This window comes from Niveispirillum sp. GW835-FHT14G11, assembly GCF_058793615.1.
Genome location: NZ_JBXAFZ010000010.1, coordinates 153428 through 178816 on the forward strand (window position 1 = coordinate 153428; position 25389 = coordinate 178816).

Consider the following 25389-nt stretch of genomic DNA (forward strand, 5'->3'; position numbering starts at 1 on the left):
AGCCCCGGAGCCCCCCATGCCACAGCCCCGCCTGACCGACCCGCCCGCCACGGACCTTCCCCTGGACCCGGCCTATGACGATCTGACCCCGACCGAGCAGGCGGAATCCTGGTGGCGCGGGTCGGATGATGCGGAGGCGGTGCGGGCCGGTGACGATGTCGAATGGGCCCATGAGGAATATTTTCCCTCCGGCCTGGGCCGCTCGCGCCTGAATGATGAACAATGGGCCCGCGTGGCGCATTTCATCGCGTCCGGCGTTTCGGTGATGGAGGTGGCGAAATATTTCGGGGTTTCCCGCACCACCATCTGGCGCGGGATGCAGCGCTCCGCGGGCCTGCGCTATCGCATTCAGCATGAACGCCAGATGTTCCAGCGGGAAAGCGACAACCGTTTCGTGGCCCTGCGCCATGCCGTGGTGGACGGGTTGCAGCAGGCGATCAGCGCCGGCAATGTCCGCGTCCTGCTGTGGGCGGCGGATCGGCTGGATCTGGGCGGCACCATCCTGCCGGAGTCTGAACGGCTGCCCATCCGCCGCCCCATCCCGCGCGCGGCCCGCGCCCCGGCCGCCGTGCGGGACATCCTGGCGACGGCCCGCGATCAGGTTGCCCCCCTGCCGCCCGACCCGCCGCCACCGCCGGCCCCGGCCCCGATCCCAGACCCGGCCCCGGCCGATGCACCGGCCAGCCCCCCGGCCGACACCGACGCGATCCTGGCCGCCCCCGACGCGATGGCGGTCCCCCCGCCCGACGCCCCGGCCCCGCTGCTTGCCGGCGGTGACCGCACCGGCACCACCGACCCTGGTGCGGCGCCGCCCGTTTGCGTCACTCTGGCCCCGCGCCGGGCGCGCGAACGGGTGCGGGCGCTGCTCGCCAAACGCAAGAAACAGCGGCCGCCGATCCCGCAACTGGCAGAGGATGTGGATTTCCGGGACACCGAAGCGATGTTGATCAAATCACAACATAGCCACCGCCTGCCGCGCCTGGTCTGCGACGCGGCCGAACCGCTGAACCCCTATCGCCCCTTGCGCCATTACCGCTGGCCATGACCAGCCATATGCAACACACACCCACGATGTGTTGCACTTGGTTGCACGCCACCGTCAGGAGACCCGATCAGGCAATCCCGAACCAGTCCGCATCCACCGGTGCCGCCCGTCCCTCGCCATAGCCGAACACCAGGAAATGCTCCAACCCTGACGACTGGATGTTGGCCAGGTCGGGATTGGCGGCGATATAGGCGGCGACGTTGAAATAGGGGCTGGCGCTGCGGCCCTCATGGATGCCGAAATTCAGCCAGTGCGACAGGGCCGCCTTGGCATCCGTGCCGAACGCCGCGCCCAGATCCTGGTATTTGGACAGATAGTAATTGGCGTCGAAGAAAATGTCGGGCGCGCGGCCCTCGCCCCGGCCATACATCTCCCAATGCTGGCGCCCGCTGCTGAAGCCCCCGGCCTGCACGGCGGCGGCCACGTCGGGATTCTGGCGCAGATAGAAGGCCTCATCCACCAGATTGATCTCCAGCCGCCCCTTCTCGCCATAGCCGAACTTGACCCAATGATCATGGCCTGACGCATAGGTGCCGGCCGTCACCGCCGCCGCGACATCCGGGTTGAACAGCAGATAGGCCTGCTCGTCAAAGGCGCTGGTGGTGGGCAGGGTCTGCAGGAAATGCGCCGACTTGTTGAAGACCAGCACCTCGATATTGCTGAGGATGTCGGTGCCGTCGGGCGCATTGGCGCGGTTGTCCCGCACCTCCAGCGTGCCGTCGGCCAGGGTCGTCATTGTGTAATCGCTCTTGTTCCCGGTATAGAGCGCCGTATCCACGCCGGCCCCGCCATCCAGCCGGTCATTGCCCGCCCCGCCCGACAGGATATCGGCCCCGCCACCGGCATTGACCGTGTCATTGCCCGTCAGGCCCAGCAGCCGTTCCGGCAGGGCCGTGCCGGTCAGCGTATCGGCCAGCCCGGTACCGACGAGGCGCCGGGCGATATCATCGTCGGTGATGGTGACATCGATGCGCGTGCTCAACCCGCCATTGACGATGGCATTGACGGCCGACGACAGCTGCACATAGAAGTTTTCCGGCCCTTCCGGGATAGCGTCGGGATAGATCGGCACCTGGATGACCAGCTGCGTCTGCCCGGCCGGGATGGTTCCCGCCCCGCCCAGGGGCAGGTAATCCACCCGGTCGGTCGCCGTGGTGCCGGCCATATGATAGGTGAAGCTGACATCGACCGTCTGGGCGGCCGACAGGGTGACGGTGATCGGCACATAGGTGGTGCCCGTCCCCTCCGCCGCCGCCCCGGCGCTCACGCTGAGGGTCGGCGGGGTATAGGCGGGGGCCGTCGTGCTGGGCGATGTCAGGTAGCCGGAAATGTCAGGCACGGAAAAGCGCGGCTCGGTCCAGCTCGTATCGATCATGGCCCGGATGGCGGCCTCGTCGGTCGTGCCGTAATAATTGCCGCTCAGATGCGTCTGGCTGACATCGCCGTAAATGGTGAACAGCCGCTGACCGTTGGAGAAGAAATTATTGCCGATCACCGTGAAGGCGCTGCCCTGGATAGGGCCCAACGGATCGCTGTAATCGAAATAGCTGTTATTCTTGAAGGTGGCGCCACCCAGGCTGTAGATCGCACCGGACGCGATGAACACATTGTTCTCGATGACCGCGCCCCCGCCCGCCCGCAGATAAGGCCAAGTATAGCTGGCAAAGCTGGTGCTGTTGAAGGTGGAATTGGTGAGGGAGAAGACGGACCCGACATCCTCCGCCACCATATTGATGCTGCCGCCGGTGAAGATGGTGTTATCGATCTGGAGCGACCCGCTGAAATAGGAATAGCCCGAAATGGAGCTATTGTTGAAGCGCACGGGATTGCCCGCATCACCATCAAGCACAAGGTTGAAGGCGGTGGTGAAATGCGAATCCTGTATGACCGCGCCACCCCGGACGGTCACGGCGCCACCGGTGAAGGTGGAATTGCCGACGGTGACACCGCCTTCGATGGTCAGTTTCGCATTGTTGGTAAAACTTACCTGCGCGTCGTTGATCACCGTGCCAGCGCGCCAGACGGTGTCTTCGCTGATGATAATGGCTGCCATCTTTTCCTCGTCAGGAAACCGGCGCCCGCGCGGATCGGGGAACCCCATCCCCTTGCGCGCGATATCGCCGGCGTTTCCGCCCCCGGAACCCGAACCCTACCATTCCGCATCAAGGCGGCAATAGACAGACAGAAGGGATAGGATGCGAAGTCACACCCCCCTCACCCGACCCGGCGCAGCCCCGGTGCCGCCCCCTGTCGTACCCGGCGCCCGTAATGCAGGTTCCAGGCCCCCACGCCCGCCGCCGCCAGACCCCAGCCCAGCCACAGCCAGCCCTCAATATCCGCCAGTATCCGCGTCTCATGCAGGATCAGCAGGGATGCCGCCAGCATGGCCACCGCGCCCCAGGGCCGCAGCAGTTCCAGCAGCATCAGCCCGCGCGGCTGCGGCACCACCAGGCGCAGGGGCCGGTCCATCGCCACCTGCCGGCAGCCCAGCAGCATGACGCCGACGGACCCCAGGATCAGCACCATGAACATGCCCCACAGCGCCATCATCCCCGCCCAGCGCCCCCAGAGCAGCAGCAGCGGCCCCGCCGCCAGCACCAGCAGCAGCGACAATGCCGACAGGACCAGCCCCGCTTTGGCCATCCACCCTGACCATCCCGGCTTCACCTGTGCCACGCGCAGCCAGGCGCCCTCCGGCATGGCAATAGGTTGGGGCCGCACCCGCTCCCCCGTCAGGTCCAGCCGGGGGGAAAGATAGAGCCCGCCCTGGTCATCGCGATAAAGCGGCATAGGTCCCCCTCATCTCTGGAGCCTCCACCATGGCGTCGCGCCCGCAGCGGCACAGCCAAACTCTTGCCTTTTCCGTCAAACCGGGATATAGGAATATAATCAGATGCGCCTTCTGCGGCCGCAGCAGGCATAGCCCATGCACACACCAAAACGCGCATTGCCGCGTGACTTGTTCGCCGATAGCGCCTATGTTTCACCGCTTTTACGGATCGTGAGGAGATGGAAATGCGCGTGACGCGACGTGATCTGCTGGCGGGTTCGGCGGCCCTGGCCGGCCTGGGCACGATGCCGGCAACCGGATTGGCGGCGACGACCCGCCTGCCCCGCTATGTCCGCCACGACGTGTCCACCCCCGAGGGCCAGCGGATGCTGAAGGGCTATGCCCGGGCCGTTGCCACCATGCTGGAGAAGCCGGCGACCGATCCGCACAACTGGTTCCGCAACGCTTTCGTCCATTACATGGACTGCCCGCATGGCAATTGGTGGTTCTATGTCTGGCACCGGGGCTATGTCGGCTATGTCGAACAGACCATCCGCAAATATAGCGGCATGGATGATTTCGCCTTTCCCTATTGGGACTGGAGCCACCTGCCCCGCCTGCCGGCCGGCATGTTCGAGGGCCCTTTGACGCCCGTGGCCGATGCCTTCGCGAAATACGCCAAGGATCTGCCCACCTTTACCGCCTTCATCCAGCCGACGCTGCAGGCCTATTTCAACAGCCTGAACCCGTCGCAGAAGGTGCAGCAGAACCTGCGCGGCAACACCGATTTCGGCAAGCTGTGGGACGGCGTGGCCGGCACCAACGGCGTCGATATCGGCGACCGTGCCTATGCCCAGACGGACAGGGCCCGATACCCCACGGCCACCAACCCCGACCTGGCCCCCAAGATCGCCGGCTATTGCAGCCCGCCGGAGGTGGCCAAGGGGCTGGCCCCGCGGCTGTTCAATGCCGGGGATGACCAGACCAGCTTCACCAGTTCCAAGACCGCCTCCCACAATGCCATGCCGCAGAGCGGGGTGACCTTCTTCTCCCTGCTGGAGAACAATCCACACAACAAGACGCATAATTTCATTGGTGGCGCCTTCGATGGTCCCGGCAACTGGGGCAATGGTCCGTTCGGCAACATGACCAACAACCTGTCGCCGGTGGACCCGATCTTCTTCCTGCATCATGCCAACATGGACCGGCTCTGGTGGATGTGGGAGGACAAGCAACGGGCGCTGGGCCTGCCCACCTTGCCGACCGATCGCCAGACGCTGGCGGAATTCAAGAGCGACCAGTTCCTGTTCTTCTGGACGGCCGAGGGCAAGCCCGTGCTGAATGGCCGGGCCGGCGACTATATCGACCCCGCCCGCTTCGATTATCGCTATGGCCCACCCGTGGGCAGCGAACTGACCGATCAGGTGGCCACCCTGTCGCAGGAGAAGGTGGCCCCCAAACGGCGCCTGCTGGCCTCGGCGCCCAACGCCCCGGCGGTGGAGGCCCTGTCCGACTGGTCCATCGGTACGTCGTCTGGTGTGCTTCAGGCGGCGATCACCTTTACCCGGCCCAACAGCCCCGGCACGCCCCGGCGCTACAGCGTGCTGCTGAACGCGCCCGACGATGTGAAGACCGCCGGGCCCGACAGCCCCTATTATACCGGCTCCATCGATTTCTTCGGCGGCCCGATGCCGGGGATGGCGCATCGCTACCGGTTCAGCGTGACACTCAATCCGGAACTGGTGGCAAAGGCCGGCGGGCACCTGGATCTGCGTCTGGTACCCGCCCCGGCCTGGCCCGACGCCCCGGCCCCGGCCATCGAGGAACTGGAGATCCGCGGTACCTGACATGAAGCACCGATCCCGGCGGCAGAAGGTTTGCCCCTGCCGCCGGGATCGGCCTCCTCAGTCGGCGACCTCCTCATATTGCCGCAGCAGCCGGCGCAACCGCTGCCCCTCCGGCTTCAGCCGCCGGTGATAGCGCCAGGCATGGATGCAGGTGGCCAGGGTGAAGCCCATGCCGGCCAGCAGGGTGAAATCGCGGATATTGCGCGCACTCATCTTGCCGACATCGCCCAGTTGCATCACCGCCAGCGCCAGGGCGGCCAGGAACAGCGGCACCGCCACCGCCAGAATCCGCACCCGGCGCATCGCCGCCTCGTTCTGGGCCAGCAGGGCGCGCAGATTGCCGGGCAGCGACGGGCCGGGTGCCGCCGCCCCCGTCCCTTCCCAGCCCCGGCGCACCACCAGCCCATAGACACCCCAGGATATCGCCAGCATCAGCAGTGCCCCCCATTCCCGCGCCGGGTCGACGACACCGCGCCAGACGATGGCATAGAGCGCCACCAAGCTCCATCCGCCCAGCGCCACCCCCACCAGCCCCATGCGCAGCCAGAAATCCCGCCGCCGGCGCGATACTTCGCCCATCAGGCTGTCAATCAGATACAGGCCCGCTGCCTGTTCCGGCCGGTTGGCCGCCCCGGTCCAGGCGCGCTCCAGCATGTCCATATCCATGCTCATTTCTCTTCCTCCTGCGCTTGTGTTTGGGATATAATTCCTGTCAACCGGGCCCTGGCGCGCGTCAGCCGGACGCCGACGGCGCTTTCGCCCATCTCATGCATCTGCGCGATGTCGCGGTACGCCACCCCGTCCAACGCCAGCAGCAGGATCGACCGGTCCAGGGCCGGCAATTGCCGGATGGCGGCATAGAGCCGTTCCAGCATCCGCACCTCGGCGGGGTCGGCGGCCAGTTCCGTGCGCCGCATGGCCTCTGCGGCGGCGGCGGCATCCCGCCGCGTGCGCCCATTCTCGCTGCCCTGCCAGGTGAGCGCACGATTATGGGCGACACGGTAGATAAAGGTGATGGGCTGGCAATCGCCGCGAAAGGCTGGCATGGAACGCCACACGGCCAGCATCAGTTCCTGCAGAAGGTCCGGCTGGTCGGCGGGCGGGGCAAAGCCCCGCGCGACCCGGTGCAGCAGGTCCAGATGCATCCGCATCCATTCCCGGAACATCGCCTCGCGTCCACCATCCATCATCCGCTCCCGTTCGATCCGATGGATTAGACAGGTGTCGGCCCCGGTTCCTTACAAGGAAATGGAAAATTCTTTGCGAGCATTCACGCAAAGGTACCCCAGGCCGGCGACCGCCGGCCCGCCGCACGTGCGGCGTAAGCCAAGCCGCCGGATGGCGGCGCCCGGCGCTTGAGGGCACGGCGTTACGCCGCCGGCTTGGTTTCCTGCGGCAGAACAGCGGAAAGGGTACCGATCAGATGTTCAAGCTTGATGGGTTTGGCCAGGAAGGCCTGCATGCCGGCATCGCGGCATTGCTGACGGATCTCCGCCGACAGGTTGGCGGTCAGCGCCACGATCGGCACCCGTGCGCCCTGGCCGCCCATGGCGCGCAGCCGGCGGGCGGCCTCCAGCCCGTCCATGTCGGGCATGGACAGGTCCATGATGATGGCATCCACGGGCCGCTCGCGCACAATGGCCAGGGCGTCGGCGCCGTTACCGGCCTGCAGCACCTCAGCACCCCGCTGGACCAGCAGTTCGGTGGCGACGAAGCGGTTCACCTCATCATCCTCCACCAGCAGGATGACGGGGGGGCCGCCGGCACCTGTCGGCAATGCTGCCTGGATCGGCGCATCCTGGCGGGGCCGGTCCACGGGCAACGGCACCAGCGGCAGGCACAAGGTGAACTGGCTGCCCTGGTCGGGATCGCTTTCCACCATCAGGCTGCCGCCCAGCATGTCGGTCAGCGACCGGGCGATGGACAGGCCCAGGCCGGCCCCCCCAAAGCGGCGGGTGATGGAATTGTCGGCCTGGCTGAACATCTCGAAAATCTGGTCCAGCTTTTCAGGCGGGATGCCGATGCCGGTATCCACCACCTGGAACCGCACCCAATGCATGGGCGACGGGGCAGTCAGGCCGGGCACCGATCCCGGCGCCTCCACCCGGTCCACCGACAGGGTGACGCGCCCGTGCTCGGTGAACTTCACGGCATTGTCCAGCAGGCACAGCAGGATCTGGCGCAGGCGCTTGGCATCGGTGACCACGCCCGACGGCACCCCGTCACCCGTGCGCAGGCTCAGGGACAGGCTCTTGCGCTCCGCCCGGGGGCCGACGGTGGACATCAGGTCGCCCAGCAGCAGGCCCAGATCGACGGGACCCGGCTCCATCTCCAACCGCCCGGCCTCCAGCCGCGCCATGTCCAGCACATCGTCGATCAGGGTCAGAAGCGCGGCGCTGGAACTGCCCATCACCTCCAGCAGCCGGATCTGCGCGGCGTTCAGATTATGGGTCTCCAGGATCTGGAGGCAGCCCTGGATGGCGTTGATGGGGGTGCGGATCTCATGGCTGATGGTGGCCAGGAATTCCGACTTGGCACGGTCGGCGGCACGCGCCTGTTCGGCCGCCACCTCCGCCGCCGCCCGCTCCGCCGCCATCCGGTCCATCATGCGCAGCAAGGCCGCCGCCGCCGTCCCCATGGCCACAGCCACCACGACGATGGGCAACGCGTAATAGAAGATCTGATTGCCCAGCGTGGACGGGTCCAACACATCGCCGGGTCGGTTCAGCAACAGGTCGGCGGCATAGGCGGTGTTGACCAGCACCATGATGGTCATCGCTGCCAGCAGCACCCATTCCGGCAGGCGCCGGGGCTGCACACTCCCCAGACAGACCAGGGCAACGGCCAGCGCCACCTCGATGAAACCGCAATTCAACAGTTCGCGCAGCACCCCGTCATTGCGGGCCAGGGCCACGGCCACCAGCACCGACACCAGCAACCCGCCCGCCAGCCAGCGGCGCCAGCGCAGGCGGCGGCCGGCATAGATGGCCGCACCTTGCGTGAAGAGAAAGAAGACCAGGTTGTAAAGCGTGTCGCCCAACAGCGCGATGGCACCGGTGGCCGGCGTGAAGGGCCCCGTCACCAGGCTGATCACCGGGAGGGCCAGTAACGCTGTGCCGAAGGCCAGCGCCCACCAGAGCGCATAGGTTTCCCGCCGCCCATGCGCCCAGATGACAGCCAACAGCCCACCCGCCCCCAGAAGGGGGGCGACGTTGACCAACAGCAGGGCATGTTCCAGGTTCATGTTCGTCAAATTGACAGCGGCATCGATAAACAGAAGATTGCGTAGAAGGTCCATCTTGCAACAACGCCGCACAATACGCAATCTCCAGCGCAGGAATTGGGCGGCGAACAGCATCTATAGTCGCATACGCTTAATATACCCGACTCATTCATGAACACATTAACATGGATTTGCCTGGATTTTTTCGCGTTAACTTGTCACAAGGCTCACCAGCTCCACCTGCCGGCATCAGGCCGGCCTGCGCATCGGGTTATCTTGTCCTGCGCTTCGTTATAGCAAATGATTGGTCGATATGATTCAAAGGTCTGTCCGATGTGAATAAGCCGTCGGGCCAGGGGGGCCGTCCCAGGCGACGGCAAGGGAACGCCAATCCGGGACGCATGGTCATGAACAATCTCATCCGCGGGCTGCTGCTGACGATGGGGGTGCTGCTGCTGGGCAGCGCGCCCGCCGCCGCCTTCCGCCTGATCCCCATCGAAATGGAATTCGAACCGTCGGGCCGTGGCGCCACGCAGATCTTCCGCGTGGAGAATGACACGCAGCTGCCCATCGCCATCGAGGTGCATATCACCGGCCGCAAGATGGGACCCGATGGAGAGGATCTGCCGGCGGAACGGTCCGACGACTGGATCATCTTTCCCGAGCAGATCGTGCTGGAACCCAACCAGAGCCAGTCGGTGCGCGTGCAATGGACCGGCAGCGCCACGCCCGACCGGGAACTGGCCTTCCGGCTGATCGCCGAACAGCTGGATGTCGATATCGGCCAGGCCCCGACGGAAGGCGGCAAGGTCAAGCTGCTGGTGCAGTACAAGGCCTCCCTTTATGTCACCCCGCCCGGCGTGAAGCCGCAGATCAATGTGCTGAGCGCCGGCCCGCGCCAGCTGGTCGACGGGGTGGTGATGGAGATGCAGGTGCGCAATGACGGCACCGCCCACAAGATCCTGAAGGACCCGACCCTGACCCTGTCGGCGGGCGGAAAATCCGTAACTGTCCAGGCCGACCGGCTGGGCGGCCTGGCGGGGGAGAATGTGTTGCCCGGCGTGACGCGCCACTTCCTGCTGCCCTGGCCGGGCGACCTGCCCAAGGGTCCTTTGCAGGCCAAGTTGAACCTGCCCTGATCTGACACAGCCCCCCGCCTCTGATCATGCGCCCCCCCCTTCCCCTCTCTCTCCGGCAGTACCGGCTGCTGGCCATCGCCGGCCCGTCGGCGCTGGCACTGGCGCTGACGCCGGTGCGGCTGGCGCTGGGTGCGGGGTCGGAGGTGGTGCCCGCCGCCACGCCCAATCCGCCACCGGCAGCACCCAAGATCACGGCGGATGAGCTGTTCAAGAAGGCCTTCGGGCAGAAGAAGCAGGCCGCCACCAGCCAGAAGGCCGACATCCCCGTCTATTTCGACGGATATGAGATCGGGCAGGTGCCGGCCGTGGTGTCGCTGAACGCCGATGACACTAAGGTCGACCTGCGCAAGCTGGCCGAGCTGCTGCGCCCCATCGCCCAGGAAGAGCCGCTGAAGGCGCTGCTGGCCCAGGCCGGCCCCGATGGGCATGCCGCCCCCGCCCGCATGGCGCGGGCCGGCATCCAGCTCGCCTATGATGGTGGCGACCAGCTAGTCAAGGTCACGGTGCCGGCGGCGGCGCGCAAGCCGCGCGACCTGTCGGTGCTGGAACGCGGTGCCGCCGCCCGCGCCTATACGATCGTGCCCCAGGCGGACCTGTCGGCCCAGATGAACATGCGGGCGGCGGTGGAATATCTGTCGGTGCCGACAGGCCTGGGCGATGATGGTCTGGGCCCGCTTTCCGTTTCTTTCGAGCCCGCCATCAACTGGAAGGGCTGGGTGGTGGAAGGAGAGATCAATTACCGGGAGGATGCCACCCGCACCCTGTCGCGGGGCCCGGTGCGCATGATCCATGACTTTGTCGACTTGGGCATCCGGTCCCAGTTGGGCGACCTGTCGGTGCCGGTGACAGGCGCGCAGGTGGGGCGCGCCATGGCCGGCATCTCGGTGGCCAAGAACTTCTCCATCCGTCCCTACGACCTGGTACAGCCCGGCGGCAACCGCGAATTCATTCTGGACAACCCGTCGGTCGTGGAGGTCATCGTCAATGGCCGGCCTACCCGCACCTTCCGCCTGGAGCCCGGCCCCTACAACCTCAACAATTTTCCCGGCGCATCCGGCACCAATGACGTGCAGATCCGCATCACCGACGCCTTCGGACGCGAACAGACCATCGACTTCCCGTTCTTCTTCGACAGCCAGCTGCTGGCCGCCGGGGTGCAGGAATATGGCTACAGCCTGGGCGTGCCCTCGCAGGTGGTCGATGACAAATATACCTATGACGAGAAGGACCCGATCCTGTCGGCCTATCACCGGGTCGGCGTCACCGACAATTTCACCCTGACGCTGGGCACCCAGATCGACAAGACCGAAACCAGCGTCACGGCGGAGGCTCTGGTGGCCACATCTCTGGGCACGTTCGGCATTGAACCCGCCGCCTATCTGCGGCGCACGGATTGGGGCCCCGACGAAACTCCAGCCGACAGGAAGCACGGGTTTGGCGGCACGCTGCGTTATCGTTCCTATACCAACGGCGCCTCGGTACTGGACAGCCAGGCCATCACCGCCCAGGTCAGTTACTACGACCCGAACTACCGCTCCTTCGGCTCCACCTTCGTGTCCAACACCAAGCTGGATGCCGCCGCCCGTATCAGCCACCCGCTGTTCGCCGACATCACCGCCTCGCTGGGCGGGCGCTACCGCCTGACACGGGGGACCAATGAGGGTGACAGCTACAGCGCCGACCTGGCGCTGCGCCGCCGTCTGTTCGAAACCGGCAATATCGACCTGACATTCAGCCATGGCCGCGACGGGTTCGGGGTCAAGGAGACGGGCGTCTATCTCACCACCCGCTTCATCTTCGATGGCGGGCGGCAGAGCGCAGGCGCCAGCATCGACACGATCTCCCGGCAGCAGCGCCTGGACTGGCGCTTCCAGTCACTCTACAGCGTCAACGCCTTTTCCGGCGGGCTGGAATTGCTGAACGAGAAGGGGACAGCCGGCGACCGGGTGCAGGGCAACCTGAACTACACGCACCAGCGCTTCGACGCGCAGTTGCGGCAGGACACGGTGCGGCGCAGCCTGAACGATGCCAAGGGCATCGAAAGCCGCACGCAGTTGACGGCGGCCACCGCGCTGGCCTTCGCCGACGGGCATGTCGGCGTCACGCGGCCCATCAGCAACAGCTTCGCCATCATCGTCCCCCATCCGCGTCTGGCCGGAAAGGATGTCGGCGTCGATCCGGTGGATGACCGTTATGTCGCGGAGACGGACTGGCTGGGCGTGCCTGTGGTGCCCAACATTTCCGCCTATCTGGTGCGGCCCATCCTGCTGGACGTGCCCGACGCGCCGGCCAATTACGATCTGGGGGAAGATCGGCCGGCGGTGCAGCCCGGTTACAAGTCGGGCACCATCATCACCATCGGCACCGATGCCATCGCCTCGCTGGTCGGCACGCTGGTGGCGGCCGATGGCAAGCCGGCCTCACTGCTGTCGGGTGTGCTGCGGCCGGTGGGTATCAAGGATGCCAAGGATCTGGCCTTCTTCACCAACCGCGCCGGCCTGTTCCGCATCGACAGCGTGCGCCCCGGCGACTGGCAGCTGATCATCGCGGGCATGGAGAAGAAACCCTTCCCCATCACAGTGCCGAAGGAGGCGGAAGGCATCGTCAAGCTGGACCCGATCCAGCTGCCAGGCGGTTGAGGTCGGGCCGCCGGTCGGCCCAGTCGGTGTCGCACTGATAGGCATGGCCCAGCGTCACCAGCACCCCCTCCCGCCAGGGGGTGGACAGCAACTGGAGGGAGATGGGCATCCCGCTCGCATCCGCCCCGCAGGGCACGGCCAGCCCCGGCAGGTCCAGCCAGTTGGCGATGCGCACATAGCGGCTGAAGGGCAACCGCCCCTCATCCGCGTCGGCCAAGGCCGGTGCCGTCAGGGGAACGGTGGGGGTCAGCAGGACGTCGTAATCCTGCGCCCAGGCATGAAACCGCGCCTGCTCCTGCCCCTGCACCCTGATCAGCCTGGATAATTCCGTATCCGTAATGTCCTGGCCGCTGCGCAGCCGCCCCCGCACGCTGCTATCCATTTCGGAACCGTAATGTTCAATCCGTTCCCGCCATAGCCGCCAGGCCCGCCCCGCCATCAGCAGGCCCGACGGCTCCACGCAGGCCACCGGATCGATGGCCGGCGCCACCTCCACCAGCCTGGCGCCCAGCGCTTCCAGCCTGGCCAGCGCCGTCAGATAGGCGGCCCCCACCGCCGTCTCCACCCCGTCCAGCAACCGGTCGGGCAGCACCGCCAGCACCAGCCCGCGCGGGCTGGCCGCCAACACCTCGCCGGCATCGAACCGTGCTTGCCGCGCCAGCTTGGACCCGGGCGCCACCGGCCCCGCCGCCGGGTCCAGCATCACGGCCAGCAGGTGGGCCACCTCCTCCACGGTCCGCGCCATGGGGCCGATCGTGTCCAGCTCCGGGCACAGCGGCAGGCAGCCCGCCATGGGCACCCGTGCCTGCGTCGGCTTCAGCCCGACGATATTATTCAGCGCCGACGGGATGCGGATCGACCCGCCCGTGTCGGTTCCCAACGCGGCATCAGCCAGACCGGCGGCCACGGCCACCGCCGACCCGCTGGACGATCCGCCCGGCACCCGCACCGTGGCAGGATCCCAAGGGTTGCGCGGCGTGGCGGTGGCGCGGTTGATGCCCCAGGTACCGAACGCCAGCTCTACTGTGTTGGCCTTGCCCAGCGCCAGCATGCCGGCACCCATCAGCGATGAGACCGCCGCCGCATGGGCCGGCGCTTCCCCCACCACGGCCGTGCGGCACCCCCCGCCGGTGGGCAGGCCGCGCAGGTCCAGCAGATCCTTCACCGCCAGGGTGCGGCCAGCCAGCGGCCCCTTGAGTCCCGCCTTGTCCTGCCGCCATGCCTCCTCCCGCACCCATTCCGGCTCCACCAGGGCGAAGGCGCGCAGATGCGGGTCGAGCCGGGCGATGCGGTCCAGGGCGGATTCGGCGACGCGGGCGAAATCGGTCATGGCGGATGGGCTGCCTTCACAAGGGATGCGCCATCATAGCGGCTGCGCCGGCCCGATCTATGCTTTTGGTTCCCACCGAACCGCTTGGATTGCCGGCCCCGGAACTGGCATTGTCATTGCATCCACCTGTGGTGGTGCCGATGATGTGGAATGAAGATGCCGACCGCCCCCCGCCTGCCCCGTTCCGTTCTCGCCCTGGCCGCGTGCCTGCTGCTGGCCGCACCGGCCCCGGCAAAGGATAGCGATCGCTGCGAAATCGACATCAACAGCATCGACCGGATCGAACCGACGGCCGAATACGATCCCTATGGCGGCAACGCCACCGGCTATCACGCGGTGGAACTGGAGCATGATGACGGCCCAGCCTGCGCCCTGCTGGTCGGCATCGACGATGGCGGCAATGGCAGCCGCGTGCTGGAAAGCTCCAAGGACCGGCTGGTCTATGACCTGTACAAGGACAGCCGGCTCAGCCAGCGGGTGGGCGACATTCGGGGCAATGAAAGCAACATGTTTGCCCTGCAGATGGACAAGAAGAACGACGAGGCGTCGATCCAGATCTTCTCCAACATCCCCGGCGGGCAGCTGGTGCCGAAGGGCACCTATTCCGATCGCGTGACGGTCAATGTCTATCAGCTGGTCGACGGGATTCCCGTCGGCCCCATCGCCTCGCGCACGGCCCAGGTCCGCACCAAGGTGCGGACGGTGGTCACCGCCAGCGTCATCGTCAATGGTGTCGCCCGGCCCCTGAACGGATCGGTGGGCACGCTGGATCTGGGTGACCTGACGCGCGGCAGCAATGGCCGCTTCGACCTGGATATCAGCGGCAATGGCGATTACGCGCTGTCGCTGTCATCGGAAAATGGCGGAAGGCTGGTCACGTCCGGCGGCGGCGGCATCGATTACCAGCTTTATGTTTCCGGCCGCGCCGTATCGCTGAGCCGGGGTGCCAATGTCGATCTGGGCAGTGCCGGGCGCTATGAGATGCGGGTGGAAACGGGAACGCCGGGCCAGGTCCTGGCCGGCACCTACCAGGACAACTTGATCTTGACCATCACCGCCAACTAAGATGATGGCGTGAATGACCGTCACGGCGCGGGATAAACCGCCGTGGTTGCCCAGAATGGGTGGAAAGGATCTGCCATGGTGCGGATGGGAAGTTTCATCAAGGGCGGAACCGTCACGGTCTGCCTGCTGCTGGCGGCACCGGCCGCCTGGGCGCAATCTGCCCAAGGCACCATCACCTTGCGCGCCACCGTCGCCGCCACCTGCGCCATCAGCCTGTCTACCGGCAACGCCACCCTGGACCTCAGCGGCGGTGGTGCCAATATCCCCGTGGCGACGGTCGATGAACGCTGCAACGCCGCCAACGGCTATACGGTCAGCCTGTCGTCCAAGAATGGCGGCAGCCTGTCGTCGGGCAGTGCCACCATCGCCTATACGCTGCATTATGGCGACAGCAACAGTGCTGCCGACGGGTCGCTGGCCGCCAGCCGGGCGGTCACCGGCACAGGGCGCCAGACGGTTTTGTCCGTCTCCGTCCCCGACGGCACCCAGCGCCAGGCCGGCCAGTACGAGGATACGGTGACCATCGCCATCGCCGCCAAGTGATGCCAGTATCATGCAGGCTGCCGACCGGCGGCCCGGCGATTGAGGGAACGCAAATATGACCATCCGCCCGCGCTTCCACCTGGCCTTTCCCGTCCATGACCTGGCCGCCGCCCGCGCCTTCTATGGCGGGTTGCTGGGCTGTGCGGAGGGGCGGAGCAGCCCGGAATGGGTGGATTTCGACCTTTACGGCCATCAGATCGTGGCGCATCTGGCGCCGGGCGAATGCGGGGATGCCGACACCAACCCGGTGGACGGGCACGACGTGCCCGTGCGCCATTTCGGCCTGATCCTGGATTGGGACGATTGGCACGCCCTGGCCGACCGGTTCACCGCCGCCGGCCAGCGCTTCATCATCGAACCCGGCGTCCGCTTCAAGGGCCAGGTGGGCGAACAGGCCACCATGTTCCTGCTCGACCCGTCCGGCAATGCGCTGGAGTTCAAATCCTTCCGCGACGAAAGCATGATCTTCGCGCGCTAAAACCAACACATTCCCCAAATGACCTATGTCACAGGGGCGTGCTAAAATACATCCTATGCTCTTGGCGTTGGTTGTCGCACACGTTAATCTGTGCGATAGGCGGGACGGTTACTTGTTGGCCCGGCGAGCCAAAAGGCGGTCATGATGGGTGACGAGGGGCGGGGCTTTGGAACAATGATCAGACTGACCCGCATGGGTGATGCACCCATTGAACATCTCACGCCCGACCGCGGCGAAGCCCCGGTCAGCGAAGTCTCGCTTTATGCAGATATCGCCCGGGTTATCGACCATATGCAACGCCGTTTGCATGACGTGGTGCGGGTGGAGCTGGGACGTATCGGCGTCGATGACATCAGCCCCATGCAGGTGCTGATGCTGCTGAATATCGGCCATGACGAACTGACCGTCCGCGACCTGATGGAGCGTGGCTATTATCTGGGCTCCAATGCCAGCTACAATCTGAAGCATCTGGTCGAACAGGGCTATGTCGATCGTGGCGCGTCAGCCCGCGACCGCCGTGCCGCCCGTTTGCGCTTGTCGGAAAGGGGCGAATGGTTGTGCACGGAGATCGGCAAGCTTGAAAGCCGGCAGGCCAGCCAGCTGCTGCGCACGCCGTCCGATGCCCATGACCTGGACACGACCTACCGCATGCTGCGCCGGCTGGAGCGGCTGTGGGGCGATGTCGTGCGCTATGACAGCCGCGGCCAGGACTGATCGATGATGATGCCCCCGAACACCGGGGACCCAGAGGGCCCCCTGCGCCCCATCCTGCGCTCCCGGCTGAACAGCAGCGACGTCGATCGCCTGCTGCACCAGCCCGGCGCGGGCCCCCGCATCGACACCGTGACCAAGCTGGTCATGGAGATGGAGGAAGGGGACCTCACCGACGCGGAGAAGCGGCTGGCGGTGGACATTCTGCGCGCCTTTGCCGCCGACGCGGAGGCGGAGGTGCGGGCCGCCGTCGCCTGGCAGATCCATAACAGCCCCATCCTGACCGGCGACATGGCGGAAAAGCTGGCCCGCGACGTGGCCCAGGTGGCCGTACCCATCCTGAAATATGTGGATGGCCTGCCGGAGAAGCTGCTGCTGGAGATCGTGGCCGAACGCGACCCGCAAAAGCAGCTGGCCATCGCCGGCCGCCGCACCGTGTCGGCCGCCGTATCCGCCGCCCTGGTGGAAACCGGCAATGTCGTCACCGTCGTGCATCTGCTGCGCAACAAGGGGGCGGCGGTGCGGGTGGCCACCCTGAACCGCGCAGCCGAGCGCTTCGGGCAGTTCCGCATCGTCGCCGACAGCATCGCCGCCCGGCCGGAGGTGACCATGGCGGTGGTGGAACGCATGATCGCCCTGGTGTCGGAGGATGTGCGCCAGCAGTTGATCCGCGACCATAATATCGAACCGGCGCTGGCCAAGCGCCTGGCGCAGGGCGGGCGGGAGGCGGCGACGCTGCGTATCCTGCAACCGCTGCTGCTGTCGCGCGACGATGCCGAGATGGTGGCCAAGCATCTCTATCGCCAGGGCCGGCTGACGCCACAGGTGCTGTTCCGGGCCCTGTGCGCCGGCGATCTGGAATTGTTCGTGGCCGGCATGGCGGCGCGGGCCAATATCACGCCGCAGGCCGCCGGCATTCTGGCCTGGGATGATGGCATCCTGGGCCTGCATTGCCTGATGGAGGCGGCGAACATTCCCGGTGCCCTGACCGCGCCGTTCCGCACGGCGCAGCAGGTGGCGCTGGAGACCGACTATGCCAGCGGCGAATGCACGCGTGAGCGGTTCCAGCAGGCGGTGCTGGAGGTGTTGTTCGACAAGTTCGCCGACACGGCGGAACGGGAGATCGATGAACTGCTGATGCAGATCTCCGACCAGCCCGGCATCGATATCGGCGCGGCGCTGAACCCCATGCGGGCGTGAGATGAAGCTCACCTGCTTTGCCATGCATGACGAACCGCCGCTGCTGCGCGCCGCACCGGCCACGCGGGACTGGATGGACGTCACGCCGCACGCCTATGCCTATCGCTGCCTGCCACTGAACATCGCCAATGCCCATGGCTGGGAAATCCTCTGCCGCACCGGCTTCACCGCCCATTGGGATGGGGGTGTGGGCAAGGATGCCATCGCCATCACGCCAGACCCCGGCACCGTGGCTCCGGCGATCAGCCATTTCGGCTCCGGCGTGCTGACCTTCCATATCGAGGCGGTGTTCCGCACCGAACCGGGCTGGAGCCTCTATGCCCAAGGCCCGGTGAACGCGCCCAAGGACGGCATCGCCCCCCTGACCGGCATCATCGAGACGGACTGGGCGCCCTACAGCTTCACCATGAACTGGAAATTCACCGCGCCCGGCCGCGTGGCCCGGTTCGTGGCGGGGGAGCCGTTCTGCGCCCTCTTCCCCGTGCGCCGTCGGCAGCTGGAGGATGTGCAGCCGGAAATCCGCTCCATCAAGGACGACCCGGACCTGGAGCGGCAATTCCAGGAATGGTCGTCCGGCCGCATGCGCTTCAACGCTGAACTGGCCCAGCCCGGATCACCCGCCCAGGCGGAGAAATGGCAGAAAAGCTATTATCTGGGCCTGCTGCCCAACGGCAGCCCGGCCGACCCCGATCACCTGATCAAGCTGCGCCCGCCGGGGTTCGTGGACAAGCGCTGATCATCACACCATGTGCCAGGCCATGCGGCCCACCAGCACGGCATTGACCAGCATCAGCACCGGTGTCAGCCTGGCCGCCACCCCACGCCAGCGGTTGGCCGCCGCCCCGCCCAGCAGGCCGATGGCCAGCAGGGCCGGCACCGTCCCCGCCCCGAAGGCCGCCATCATCAATATGCCCGATGCTGCATCGCCGGTCCCCATGGCCGATGCCAGCCCCGCATAGACCAGCCCGCAGGGCAGCAGACCCAGCGCCAGCCCCAGCAGATAGCCGTTGATCCCGCCAGGATTGGCGAACAGCGGACGCAGCGGCTTGGTCAGCGCACGGCCCACCCTTTCCGCCCAGCCGCCACCCGTGCCGCCGGCCAGCCGCGGAAACAGGCCCACCAGCCCCTGGCGCAGGAACAGCAGGGCCGCCAGCGCCAGGATGGCCGCCAGCAGCCAGGCCAGGCCTGTCGCCCTGGTCACAACGCCGCCGCCGGCCGCGACCAGCCCGCCCAGGGCCGCATAGGTGGTGATCCGACCCAGATGATAGGGCAGCAGCATCGACCCCCGCGCACGGGTCAGCATCGGACCGGGCAGCGCCGACAGGGCCCCGGCCTGGGCCAGCACGAAGGGCCCGCACATGCCCACGCAATGCGACAGGCCGCCCAGCATCCCCGTCGTGAACATCGCCGCCGCCAAAGACCACACCATGTCGTTCATGCAAAATCCCCCTGGACGCCGGCGCCGTTATGGCATGCGGGGAGGCGGCCTGCGTTGATGCGGATCAATCATTCGCCCGGCGAACCAGAAGGTGCCGGGGGCCGACCGCCGCGCCACCAGACCAGGGCGGTAACGGCACCCGTCATACCGCCGGTGAGAACCGGACTCAAATTCCACCACCACACCACTGGACCTGTGGCCAGACCCCACAGCAATCCCAACGCCATTCCCGACAGCCCGCCGGCCAATATATAGGACCATGCGGCCTGCCAGCCCCGGCGCTGCATCAGCCGGTCGACAGGAATGCCGATGGTCACGGCCAGGACCAGCACGACGGGGAAGGCCATGACATAGCCAAGGAACATGGCCTTTGCCAGAAGTGCCGCAGCGTCCGGCCCGAACCTCAGGTCGGAAAAATACGTGCCGACACCGGCAATCAGCGCCGGCTTCACCAGCAGCCACGGCCCGACCAGGGCGCCAACCATGACTGCCTTCAGCAACCGCCATAGCATCGCGCGCTCCGTTCTGGTGGCAAACTCACGGGCCTGATCCTATCAAACCCCGGTGAACAGGCCCGCGATGGTGGTGACGGCGCGTTCGGCCTCGGCCCGGTCGGGCGTCGTGTCCTCAATCCCGAAGCCGTAATATTCATCCGGTCCCGTCACCTGGAACACCCAGCCGTCACGGCGCGGCACAAAGGACACCTGGTTGAAGTACAACCCATGGCGGATGTCCCCATCCGGGATCATGCGGGCCAGCTGCCCGCGCACAGGCACCAGGGACTCATCCCCGAACAGGGCCTTGGCGCCATAGCCGGTGCAATTGACCAGGGTTTTCTGCGGCAATGCCGACAGTTCGGCCGGGCTGTGGAATGCCCGCACCTCGATCCTGCCGCCCAGTTCCAGGAAGCTGGACAGCAGGTAATGGGAATATGAGGCGATGTTGAACATCAGGCCGGACACGGACAGAACCTCGCGGTCACCGAACGGGTGGCTGCCGGGGCCATAGGTCACCCGCGGCGCCCGCAGTTCCGGCGCCATTTCCGATGTCAGGGAATGGGCGAAGGCAGGGCGGTCATCGGCGGCGGGAACCGGGGCCGGCGCCGCAACCTTGCGCGGGGTGCGGACGATATGGGTGTCGATCCATTCGATGGGCGTGCCTTCCAGCCCCAGCAATGTCTGGTACCGGTCAAAGCTGGCCCGCGTCATGGCCGCCCACAGCACCTTGAAATCCGGGGTGGCGTGCGCTTCCAGGCAGATGCGGCTGTCGGGCGACCAGACACCGGTGGCCAGGGACGACCGGGTCTGCGGCGGCAACTCCTTGGCATAGATCGTGACCTTGGCGCCGGCGCGCTGCAATTGCAGGGCCGTGGTCAGGCCGATGGCGCCACAGCCGATGACGGCAATATCCGTTGCCCCGGTGCGCATGGCCAGGTCGGTGGCGATGCTGCCCGATCCCCAGGACAGCGACCATCCCGACCCGCCATGGCCGTAATGATGCACCAGATCCTTGTCGCCCATCTTCACCCGTTCGATCCGGGGCCCTTGCGGCCGGAACGGGCGGGTGCAGACAGTGATCTGGGTGATCCGGTCGCTGCTGGCGCGCAAGGGGGCCAGGGACAGAACGGGACCCTTGGGGGCGGCCACCACAGCGCGATGCCCCACCCCACCCGTGGCGCAGCCGCCCAGCAGGGCCATGGATAGGGCGGCACTTCCGCCGGTCAGCAGGGAACGGCGGGCGAGGATGGGTTGGGTCATTCGGGGCCTTTTCGCTTTCGGCGCATGGTACGGGGCGAAGCGTAAGCTATCAGGTCTCCAATAACAAAGGCCTGGCATTGATACATTCCCACCCGATCCACGATTTTTGCTCGGGCTTGCCCCCAAGTTTTCCTATGGCAGCATGCCGGGATGCCGCATGCTTCCGTCCTGCTCCCCTGGAGGCATTCGATGCCCGCTTTCCGCGTATTGGCTGTCTGGGCCGTACTATTGTGCCTGCCGCTGCTGTCGGCCTGTACCGGCGGGCTGGCGCCATCGGACGCCGCGTTCAGCAAGCGCCAGCTCTGGGACATGCCGGCCGATACCGCCGCCGCGCGGGTGATGGCGCAGATCACCGGCCGGCTGGAACCGCAACCCGCCCACCGGAAAGGCCAGCCGCCGACCCGGATGCTGGGCAGCTGGTTCAGCAGCATGAAGCCCGTCTCCACCGCCTTCGACGGCCTTTGCCGCCGGGACATGCTGCGGGTCGGGTTCGAGGCGGTGGGCCAAGTGATAACGGGGGAGGAGGATGCCGATACGCGGGTCCAGGCCCGGACTCTGGATGTCTCTCACTACTATACCATGCAGGGCACGCCCGATCCCACGGCCTGGCCGGAACCGCGCTACCAGGAACGGCGCACGGACTGTACCGGGATGCCGTCGAGCGAGTTTGACATGTTCGCGGCCGATGATGACGACACCGCCGCCGCCGGCTATTGGCTAACGGCACGGGTGCAAGACGCGCTGGCGGCGGGCCGGCCGCTACCCTTGACTCTTGACTGCAGCCAGCCCGAAGGCTGGACGGGGCCGAGCTGCATGGACGAGATCGTCCGGGACGTCCGCACCGGCCGGCTGCGCGAGGTGGTAGCGCTGGATGTCGTCTCGCGCTGTGCCGATGGCTTGCCGAAGCAGGCCGCCTATCGATGCTACCGGCTGGATTTCACCGATACTGTCCTCATGGCGGTGGCGGATGTCGATCGCGTATCGAAGGAGGGGCCTGGTGGTATCGTCAGTCTGGAGGCCAGCTCACAGATCGTGATGTGGCATGAGCGGGTGGAATAGCCCCGTCTGACTACGTATTCAACCGGGCCGCCCGTTGACCTGTATCCCCACCCCCCGCATGGTCGCCGGCAAGAAAACATAAATCTTCAGGGGGGAACGGGACCATGCAGAAGCCCAGGCTGAGCCTGATCCAGATCTGGAACATGTCCATCGGCTTCCTGGGCATCCAGGTGGCCTTCGGCCTGCAGAACGCCAACGCCAGCCGCATCTTCCAGACGCTGGGCGCGGATATCAACGAACTGGCCATCCTCTGGGTCGCGGCCCCGTTGACCGGGTTGCTGGTGCAGCCGATCATTGGGCACCTGTCGGACAAGACCTGGGGGCGGCTGGGTCGCCGCCGGCCCTATTTCCTGCTGGGCGCCATCCTGGTCACGCTGTCGCTGCTGATCATGCCGTCATCGCCGGCCCTGTGGTTCGCGGCATCGATGCTGTGGATCCTGGATGCCAGCATCAACATCACCATGGAGCCGTTCCGTGCCTTCGTGGGTGACCTGCTGCCCGATGAACAGCGGATGAGCGGCTTTGCCGCGCAGAGCTTCTTCATCGGCGTCGGTGCCGTGGGTGCATCGGCCTTGCCCTGGGTGCTGACCCACTGGATCGGCATGGACAATACGGCGGAGCCGGGTGTCGTGCCACTGACGGTGCATGTCGCCTTCTATGTCGGGGCCGCCGCCATCCTGGTTGCGGTGCTGTGGACCGTGCTGACCACCAGGGAATATTCACCCGAAGAGATGGCGGCATTCGAGGTGGCACGACTGGCCCAGCGCGGGGTCGATACGGTCGCCCGTGCCGCAAGGCCGGCCAGCACCTTCCGCCGCTGGGGCCTGCTCTCCGCGATCATCGGCGTCGCCATCACCCTGGCGGTGGGAGCCGCCGGGCTGGAGAAGGAGGTCTATATCCTGGGTGCGGGGTTGATCGGTTTCGGTGCCGCCCTGCTGGTCCATGCCGGGCTGAAGGCGGGTGGCAAGGGCGATAACGGCTTCAGCGAGGTGATGGAGGATCTGTTCGCCATGCCTTCCGTCATGCGCCGGCTGGCCGTGGTGCAGTTCTTCAGCTGGTTCGCCCTGTTCGCCATGTGGATCTACACCACCTCGGCCGTCACCGGCTTCCATTATGGCACCAGCGATACCGCGTCCCAGGCCTATAATGACGGGGCCGACTGGGTCGGCCTGCTGTTCGCGGTCTATAATGGCGTCGCCGCCGTGGCCGCCTTTCTGCTGCCCGCCATCGCCCGGCTGCTGGGCCGGCGGGGCGCGCATATGGTTTGCTTGGTCCTGGGCGGGGCGGGGCTGATCAGCTTTCCGCTGATCGCCGATCCTTCCCTGTTGTGGCTGCCGATGATCGGGGTGGGCTTTGCCTGGTCATCGATCCTGTCAGCCCCCTATTCCATCCTGTCGGCGGCGGTGCCGGCGGCGAAGATGGGGGTCTATATGGGCATCTTCAACATCTTCATCGTCGTGCCGCAGGTCCTGGCCGCCAGCATCCTGGGCGCGGTGCTGCGCGCCGGCTTCGGCGGGGAGGCGATCTGGGCCCTGGTGCTGGGGGGTGGGTCGATGATCATGGCGGCACTGTCCATGCTGGCCGTCAGGGATGAAAGCTGACGCTTGCCTTCCCTGCCCAACCCGGTCATTCCATCCGTAACGGAAAACAATACCGGGTGAGGCAATCCATGTCGTTTCCTTCCAACTGGACCCGCAAACTGGCCGGGGCCGCCGCCACGGTCGCGCTGCTGACCGGCACTGCCGGGGCTGAGACCGTCCTGATCCAGGCCGGCACGCTACTGTCGGTGCCGGGCAAGGCACCCCTGTCGCAGCAGACCCTGGTCGTCACCGACGGCAAGGTCAGCGCGGTCAAGGCCGGCTATCTGGATGCCGCCGGGGCCGGGGCGCCGGCCGGGTCGCGCGTCATCGACCTGCGCGACAGTTTCGTGCTGCCCGGCCTGATCGACTGCCATGTGCATCTGACCGGTGAGCTGGGCCCCCGCTCGCAGCTGGCCGAGGTGCAGGACGATCCGGAGGAGACGGTGCTGGACGGCGTGGCCTATGCTCACCGCACCCTGATGGCCGGCTTCACCACGGTGCGCGACCTGGGCGCGCCGGCCCGCACCGGCTTTGCCCTGCGGGACGCCATCAACAAGGGGGAGGTGCAGGGCCCCACCATCCTGGCGGCGGGCATGATGATCTCCATCACCGCCGGCCATGGCGACGTCAATGGCTTCAGCGAGGAGGTCACCCACGCGCTGCGACCCGAAAGCATCTGCAACGGCGCCGATGATTGCCGCCGCGCCGTGCGCGAGCAGATCCGCAAGGGGGCCGACGTCATCAAGCTGGCCACCACGGGCGGGGTGCTGTCCAACATCGCCGCCGGCACTGGTCAGCAGATGTTCGATGACGAAGCGAAAGCCATCGTCGACACGGCCCACCTGATGGGCAAGAAGGTGGCCAGCCACGCCCATGCGGCCGGCGGCATCAACCTGGCCCTGCGCAGCGGTGTGGACAGCGTCGAACATGGCTCCTATCTGGATGCGGAAGGCATCAAACTGCTGAAGGAACGGGGGGCCTATCTGGTGCCCACCTTGCTGGCGGGATACACGGTCGTCGGCATGGCCAAGGCCAGCACGACCCTGACCCCGGCCCAGGCGCAGAAGGCGCTGGAGGTGGGTGAGCGCATGAAATCCAGCTTCGGCAATGCCGTGAAGCAGGGTGTGAAGGTCGCCTTCGGCACCGACAGCGGTGTGTCCGCACATGGCACGAATGCTTACGAGTTCACGTTGATGGTGGAGGCCGGGATGCCCGCCTCCGACGCCATCAAATCCGCCACCGTCAACGCCGCCGACCTGCTGGACCGCGGCACCCGCATCGGCACGCTGGAGTCCGGCAAGGATGCCGACATCATCGCCGTGGCCAAAAGCCCGCTGGACGATGTGACGGAACTGTCCCGCGTGCGCTTCGTCATGCGCCAGGGCACGGTACACAAGGAAGCTGGCGCCCCGGTCGCCTTCGTGCCCAAGACCTGAGGTGTGAACGGAAATCCGGAATGGTCATGGCAATCATTCCGGATTTCCGTTTCAAAATCGCCCAAGTGAAACATGATGCAACATAGAACGCGTTGCGGTTTCACCTGCGGATCGGATTTCCGGAATATC

At 66.3% G+C, this 25389-nt stretch carries 22 protein-coding genes; 13 read left to right on the forward strand and 9 right to left on the reverse strand.

The features are described from left to right. Positions 1-16 precede the first annotated feature (16 nt). Positions 17-1045 carry a helix-turn-helix domain-containing protein gene (locus tag AC1Q7F_RS19190; protein ID WP_492509787.1) on the forward strand — a complete coding sequence of 343 codons (1029 nt, stop codon included), beginning with the start codon at positions 17-19 and terminating at the stop codon, positions 1043-1045. Between the two features lie 67 nt (positions 1046-1112). Here AC1Q7F_RS19190 and AC1Q7F_RS19195 read toward each other — a convergent pair whose 3' ends face one another. Then, positions 1113-3098, reverse strand: coding sequence for a Calx-beta domain-containing protein (locus tag AC1Q7F_RS19195; protein WP_492509789.1), 1986 nt, complete (start codon positions 3096-3098; stop codon positions 1113-1115). Between the two features lie 161 nt (positions 3099-3259). Continuing rightward, positions 3260-3835 (reverse strand): hypothetical protein, encoded by a 576-nt coding sequence (locus AC1Q7F_RS19200; RefSeq protein ID WP_492509791.1) that lies wholly within the window; start codon positions 3833-3835, stop codon positions 3260-3262. Between the two features lie 225 nt (positions 3836-4060). Here AC1Q7F_RS19200 and AC1Q7F_RS19205 point away from each other — a divergent pair, with 225 nt between their 5' ends. Next, the gene (locus AC1Q7F_RS19205) at positions 4061-5662 is read left to right on the forward strand and encodes a tyrosinase family protein (protein WP_492509792.1); all 1602 of its coding nucleotides are present in this window, start codon (positions 4061-4063) and stop codon (positions 5660-5662) included. A 57-nt stretch (positions 5663-5719) separates the two neighbouring features. Here AC1Q7F_RS19205 and AC1Q7F_RS19210 read toward each other — a convergent pair whose 3' ends face one another. The 3 genes from AC1Q7F_RS19210 to AC1Q7F_RS19220 form a co-directional block, all read right to left on the reverse strand. After that, positions 5720-6334, reverse strand: a complete 615-nt coding sequence (locus AC1Q7F_RS19210; RefSeq protein ID WP_492509794.1) for a hypothetical protein — start codon at positions 6332-6334, stop codon at positions 5720-5722. Next, positions 6331-6849: an RNA polymerase sigma factor gene (locus AC1Q7F_RS19215; RefSeq protein WP_492509796.1), complete on the reverse strand. Its 519-nt coding sequence runs from the start codon at positions 6847-6849 to the stop codon at positions 6331-6333. The genes AC1Q7F_RS19210 and AC1Q7F_RS19215 overlap by 4 nt, the downstream gene beginning before the upstream one ends. Before the next feature lie 182 nt (positions 6850-7031). After that, on the reverse strand, positions 7032-8906 hold the full coding sequence (locus AC1Q7F_RS19220; RefSeq protein ID WP_492509798.1) for an ATP-binding protein: 1875 nt from the start codon (positions 8904-8906) through the stop codon (positions 7032-7034). Between the two features lie 386 nt (positions 8907-9292). On the opposite strand from AC1Q7F_RS19220, the gene AC1Q7F_RS19225 reads away from it, so the two are divergent. Both AC1Q7F_RS19225 and AC1Q7F_RS19230 read left to right on the forward strand, forming a co-directional pair. Continuing rightward, the gene (locus AC1Q7F_RS19225) at positions 9293-10024 is read left to right on the forward strand and encodes a fimbrial biogenesis chaperone (RefSeq protein WP_492509800.1); all 732 of its coding nucleotides are present in this window, start codon (positions 9293-9295) and stop codon (positions 10022-10024) included. A 26-nt stretch (positions 10025-10050) separates the two neighbouring features. Beyond that, on the forward strand, positions 10051-12663 hold the full coding sequence (locus AC1Q7F_RS19230; protein WP_492509802.1) for a fimbria/pilus outer membrane usher protein: 2613 nt from the start codon (positions 10051-10053) through the stop codon (positions 12661-12663). Here the strand turns inward: AC1Q7F_RS19230 and AC1Q7F_RS19235 are convergent. Next, positions 12629-13993 carry an amidase gene (locus tag AC1Q7F_RS19235; RefSeq protein WP_492509804.1) on the reverse strand — a complete coding sequence of 455 codons (1365 nt, stop codon included), beginning with the start codon at positions 13991-13993 and terminating at the stop codon, positions 12629-12631. The two genes, AC1Q7F_RS19230 and AC1Q7F_RS19235, sit on opposite strands and share 35 nt — an antisense overlap. A 156-nt stretch (positions 13994-14149) precedes the next feature. On the opposite strand from AC1Q7F_RS19235, the gene AC1Q7F_RS19240 reads away from it, so the two are divergent. From AC1Q7F_RS19240 to AC1Q7F_RS19265, 6 genes are all read left to right on the forward strand, one after another. Beyond that, on the forward strand, positions 14150-15058 hold the full coding sequence (locus AC1Q7F_RS19240) for a spore coat protein U domain-containing protein (RefSeq protein ID WP_492509806.1): 909 nt from the start codon (positions 14150-14152) through the stop codon (positions 15056-15058). Between the two features lie 75 nt (positions 15059-15133). Continuing rightward, positions 15134-15601, forward strand: coding sequence for a spore coat protein U domain-containing protein (locus tag AC1Q7F_RS19245; RefSeq protein ID WP_492509808.1), 468 nt, complete (start codon positions 15134-15136; stop codon positions 15599-15601). A 55-nt stretch (positions 15602-15656) separates the two neighbouring features. Beyond that, positions 15657-16079 (forward strand): VOC family protein, encoded by a 423-nt coding sequence (locus tag AC1Q7F_RS19250; RefSeq protein WP_492509810.1) that lies wholly within the window; start codon positions 15657-15659, stop codon positions 16077-16079. A 174-nt stretch (positions 16080-16253) separates the two neighbouring features. Continuing rightward, the gene (locus AC1Q7F_RS19255) at positions 16254-16793 is read left to right on the forward strand and encodes a MarR family transcriptional regulator (protein WP_492509812.1); all 540 of its coding nucleotides are present in this window, start codon (positions 16254-16256) and stop codon (positions 16791-16793) included. Between the two features lie 3 nt (positions 16794-16796). Further along, on the forward strand, positions 16797-17990 hold the full coding sequence (locus AC1Q7F_RS19260; protein ID WP_492509814.1) for a DUF2336 domain-containing protein: 1194 nt from the start codon (positions 16797-16799) through the stop codon (positions 17988-17990). Position 17991: 1 nt separating this feature from the next. Further along, entirely contained in the window at positions 17992-18726 is a 735-nt protein-coding gene (locus AC1Q7F_RS19265) for a DUF6065 family protein (protein ID WP_492509816.1), read from the forward strand. Positions 18727-18729: 3 nt separating this feature from the next. Here AC1Q7F_RS19265 and AC1Q7F_RS19270 read toward each other — a convergent pair whose 3' ends face one another. The 3 genes from AC1Q7F_RS19270 to AC1Q7F_RS19280 all read right to left on the reverse strand — a co-directional run bounded on the left by AC1Q7F_RS19270 (position 18730) and on the right by AC1Q7F_RS19280 (position 21185). Beyond that, entirely contained in the window at positions 18730-19428 is a 699-nt protein-coding gene (locus AC1Q7F_RS19270) for a sulfite exporter TauE/SafE family protein (protein WP_492509818.1), read from the reverse strand. Positions 19429-19496: 68 nt separating this feature from the next. After that, positions 19497-19913 (reverse strand): hypothetical protein, encoded by a 417-nt coding sequence (locus tag AC1Q7F_RS19275; protein WP_492509820.1) that lies wholly within the window; start codon positions 19911-19913, stop codon positions 19497-19499. 69 nt (positions 19914-19982) lie between these two features. After that, the gene (locus AC1Q7F_RS19280; protein WP_492509822.1) at positions 19983-21185 is read right to left on the reverse strand and encodes an FAD-dependent oxidoreductase; all 1203 of its coding nucleotides are present in this window, start codon (positions 21183-21185) and stop codon (positions 19983-19985) included. 189 nt (positions 21186-21374) lie between these two features. Between AC1Q7F_RS19280 and AC1Q7F_RS19285 the strand changes: the two genes are divergently transcribed. The 3 genes from AC1Q7F_RS19285 to AC1Q7F_RS19295 all read left to right on the forward strand — a co-directional run bounded on the left by AC1Q7F_RS19285 (position 21375) and on the right by AC1Q7F_RS19295 (position 25260). Then, the gene (locus tag AC1Q7F_RS19285) at positions 21375-22244 is read left to right on the forward strand and encodes a hypothetical protein (RefSeq protein ID WP_492509824.1); all 870 of its coding nucleotides are present in this window, start codon (positions 21375-21377) and stop codon (positions 22242-22244) included. A gap of 104 nt (positions 22245-22348) precedes the next feature. Next, positions 22349-23845 carry an MFS transporter gene (locus tag AC1Q7F_RS19290; protein WP_492509826.1) on the forward strand — a complete coding sequence of 499 codons (1497 nt, stop codon included), beginning with the start codon at positions 22349-22351 and terminating at the stop codon, positions 23843-23845. 68 nt (positions 23846-23913) lie between these two features. After that, on the forward strand, positions 23914-25260 hold the full coding sequence (locus AC1Q7F_RS19295; protein ID WP_492509828.1) for a metal-dependent hydrolase family protein: 1347 nt from the start codon (positions 23914-23916) through the stop codon (positions 25258-25260). Positions 25261-25389: the final 129 nt, after the last annotated feature.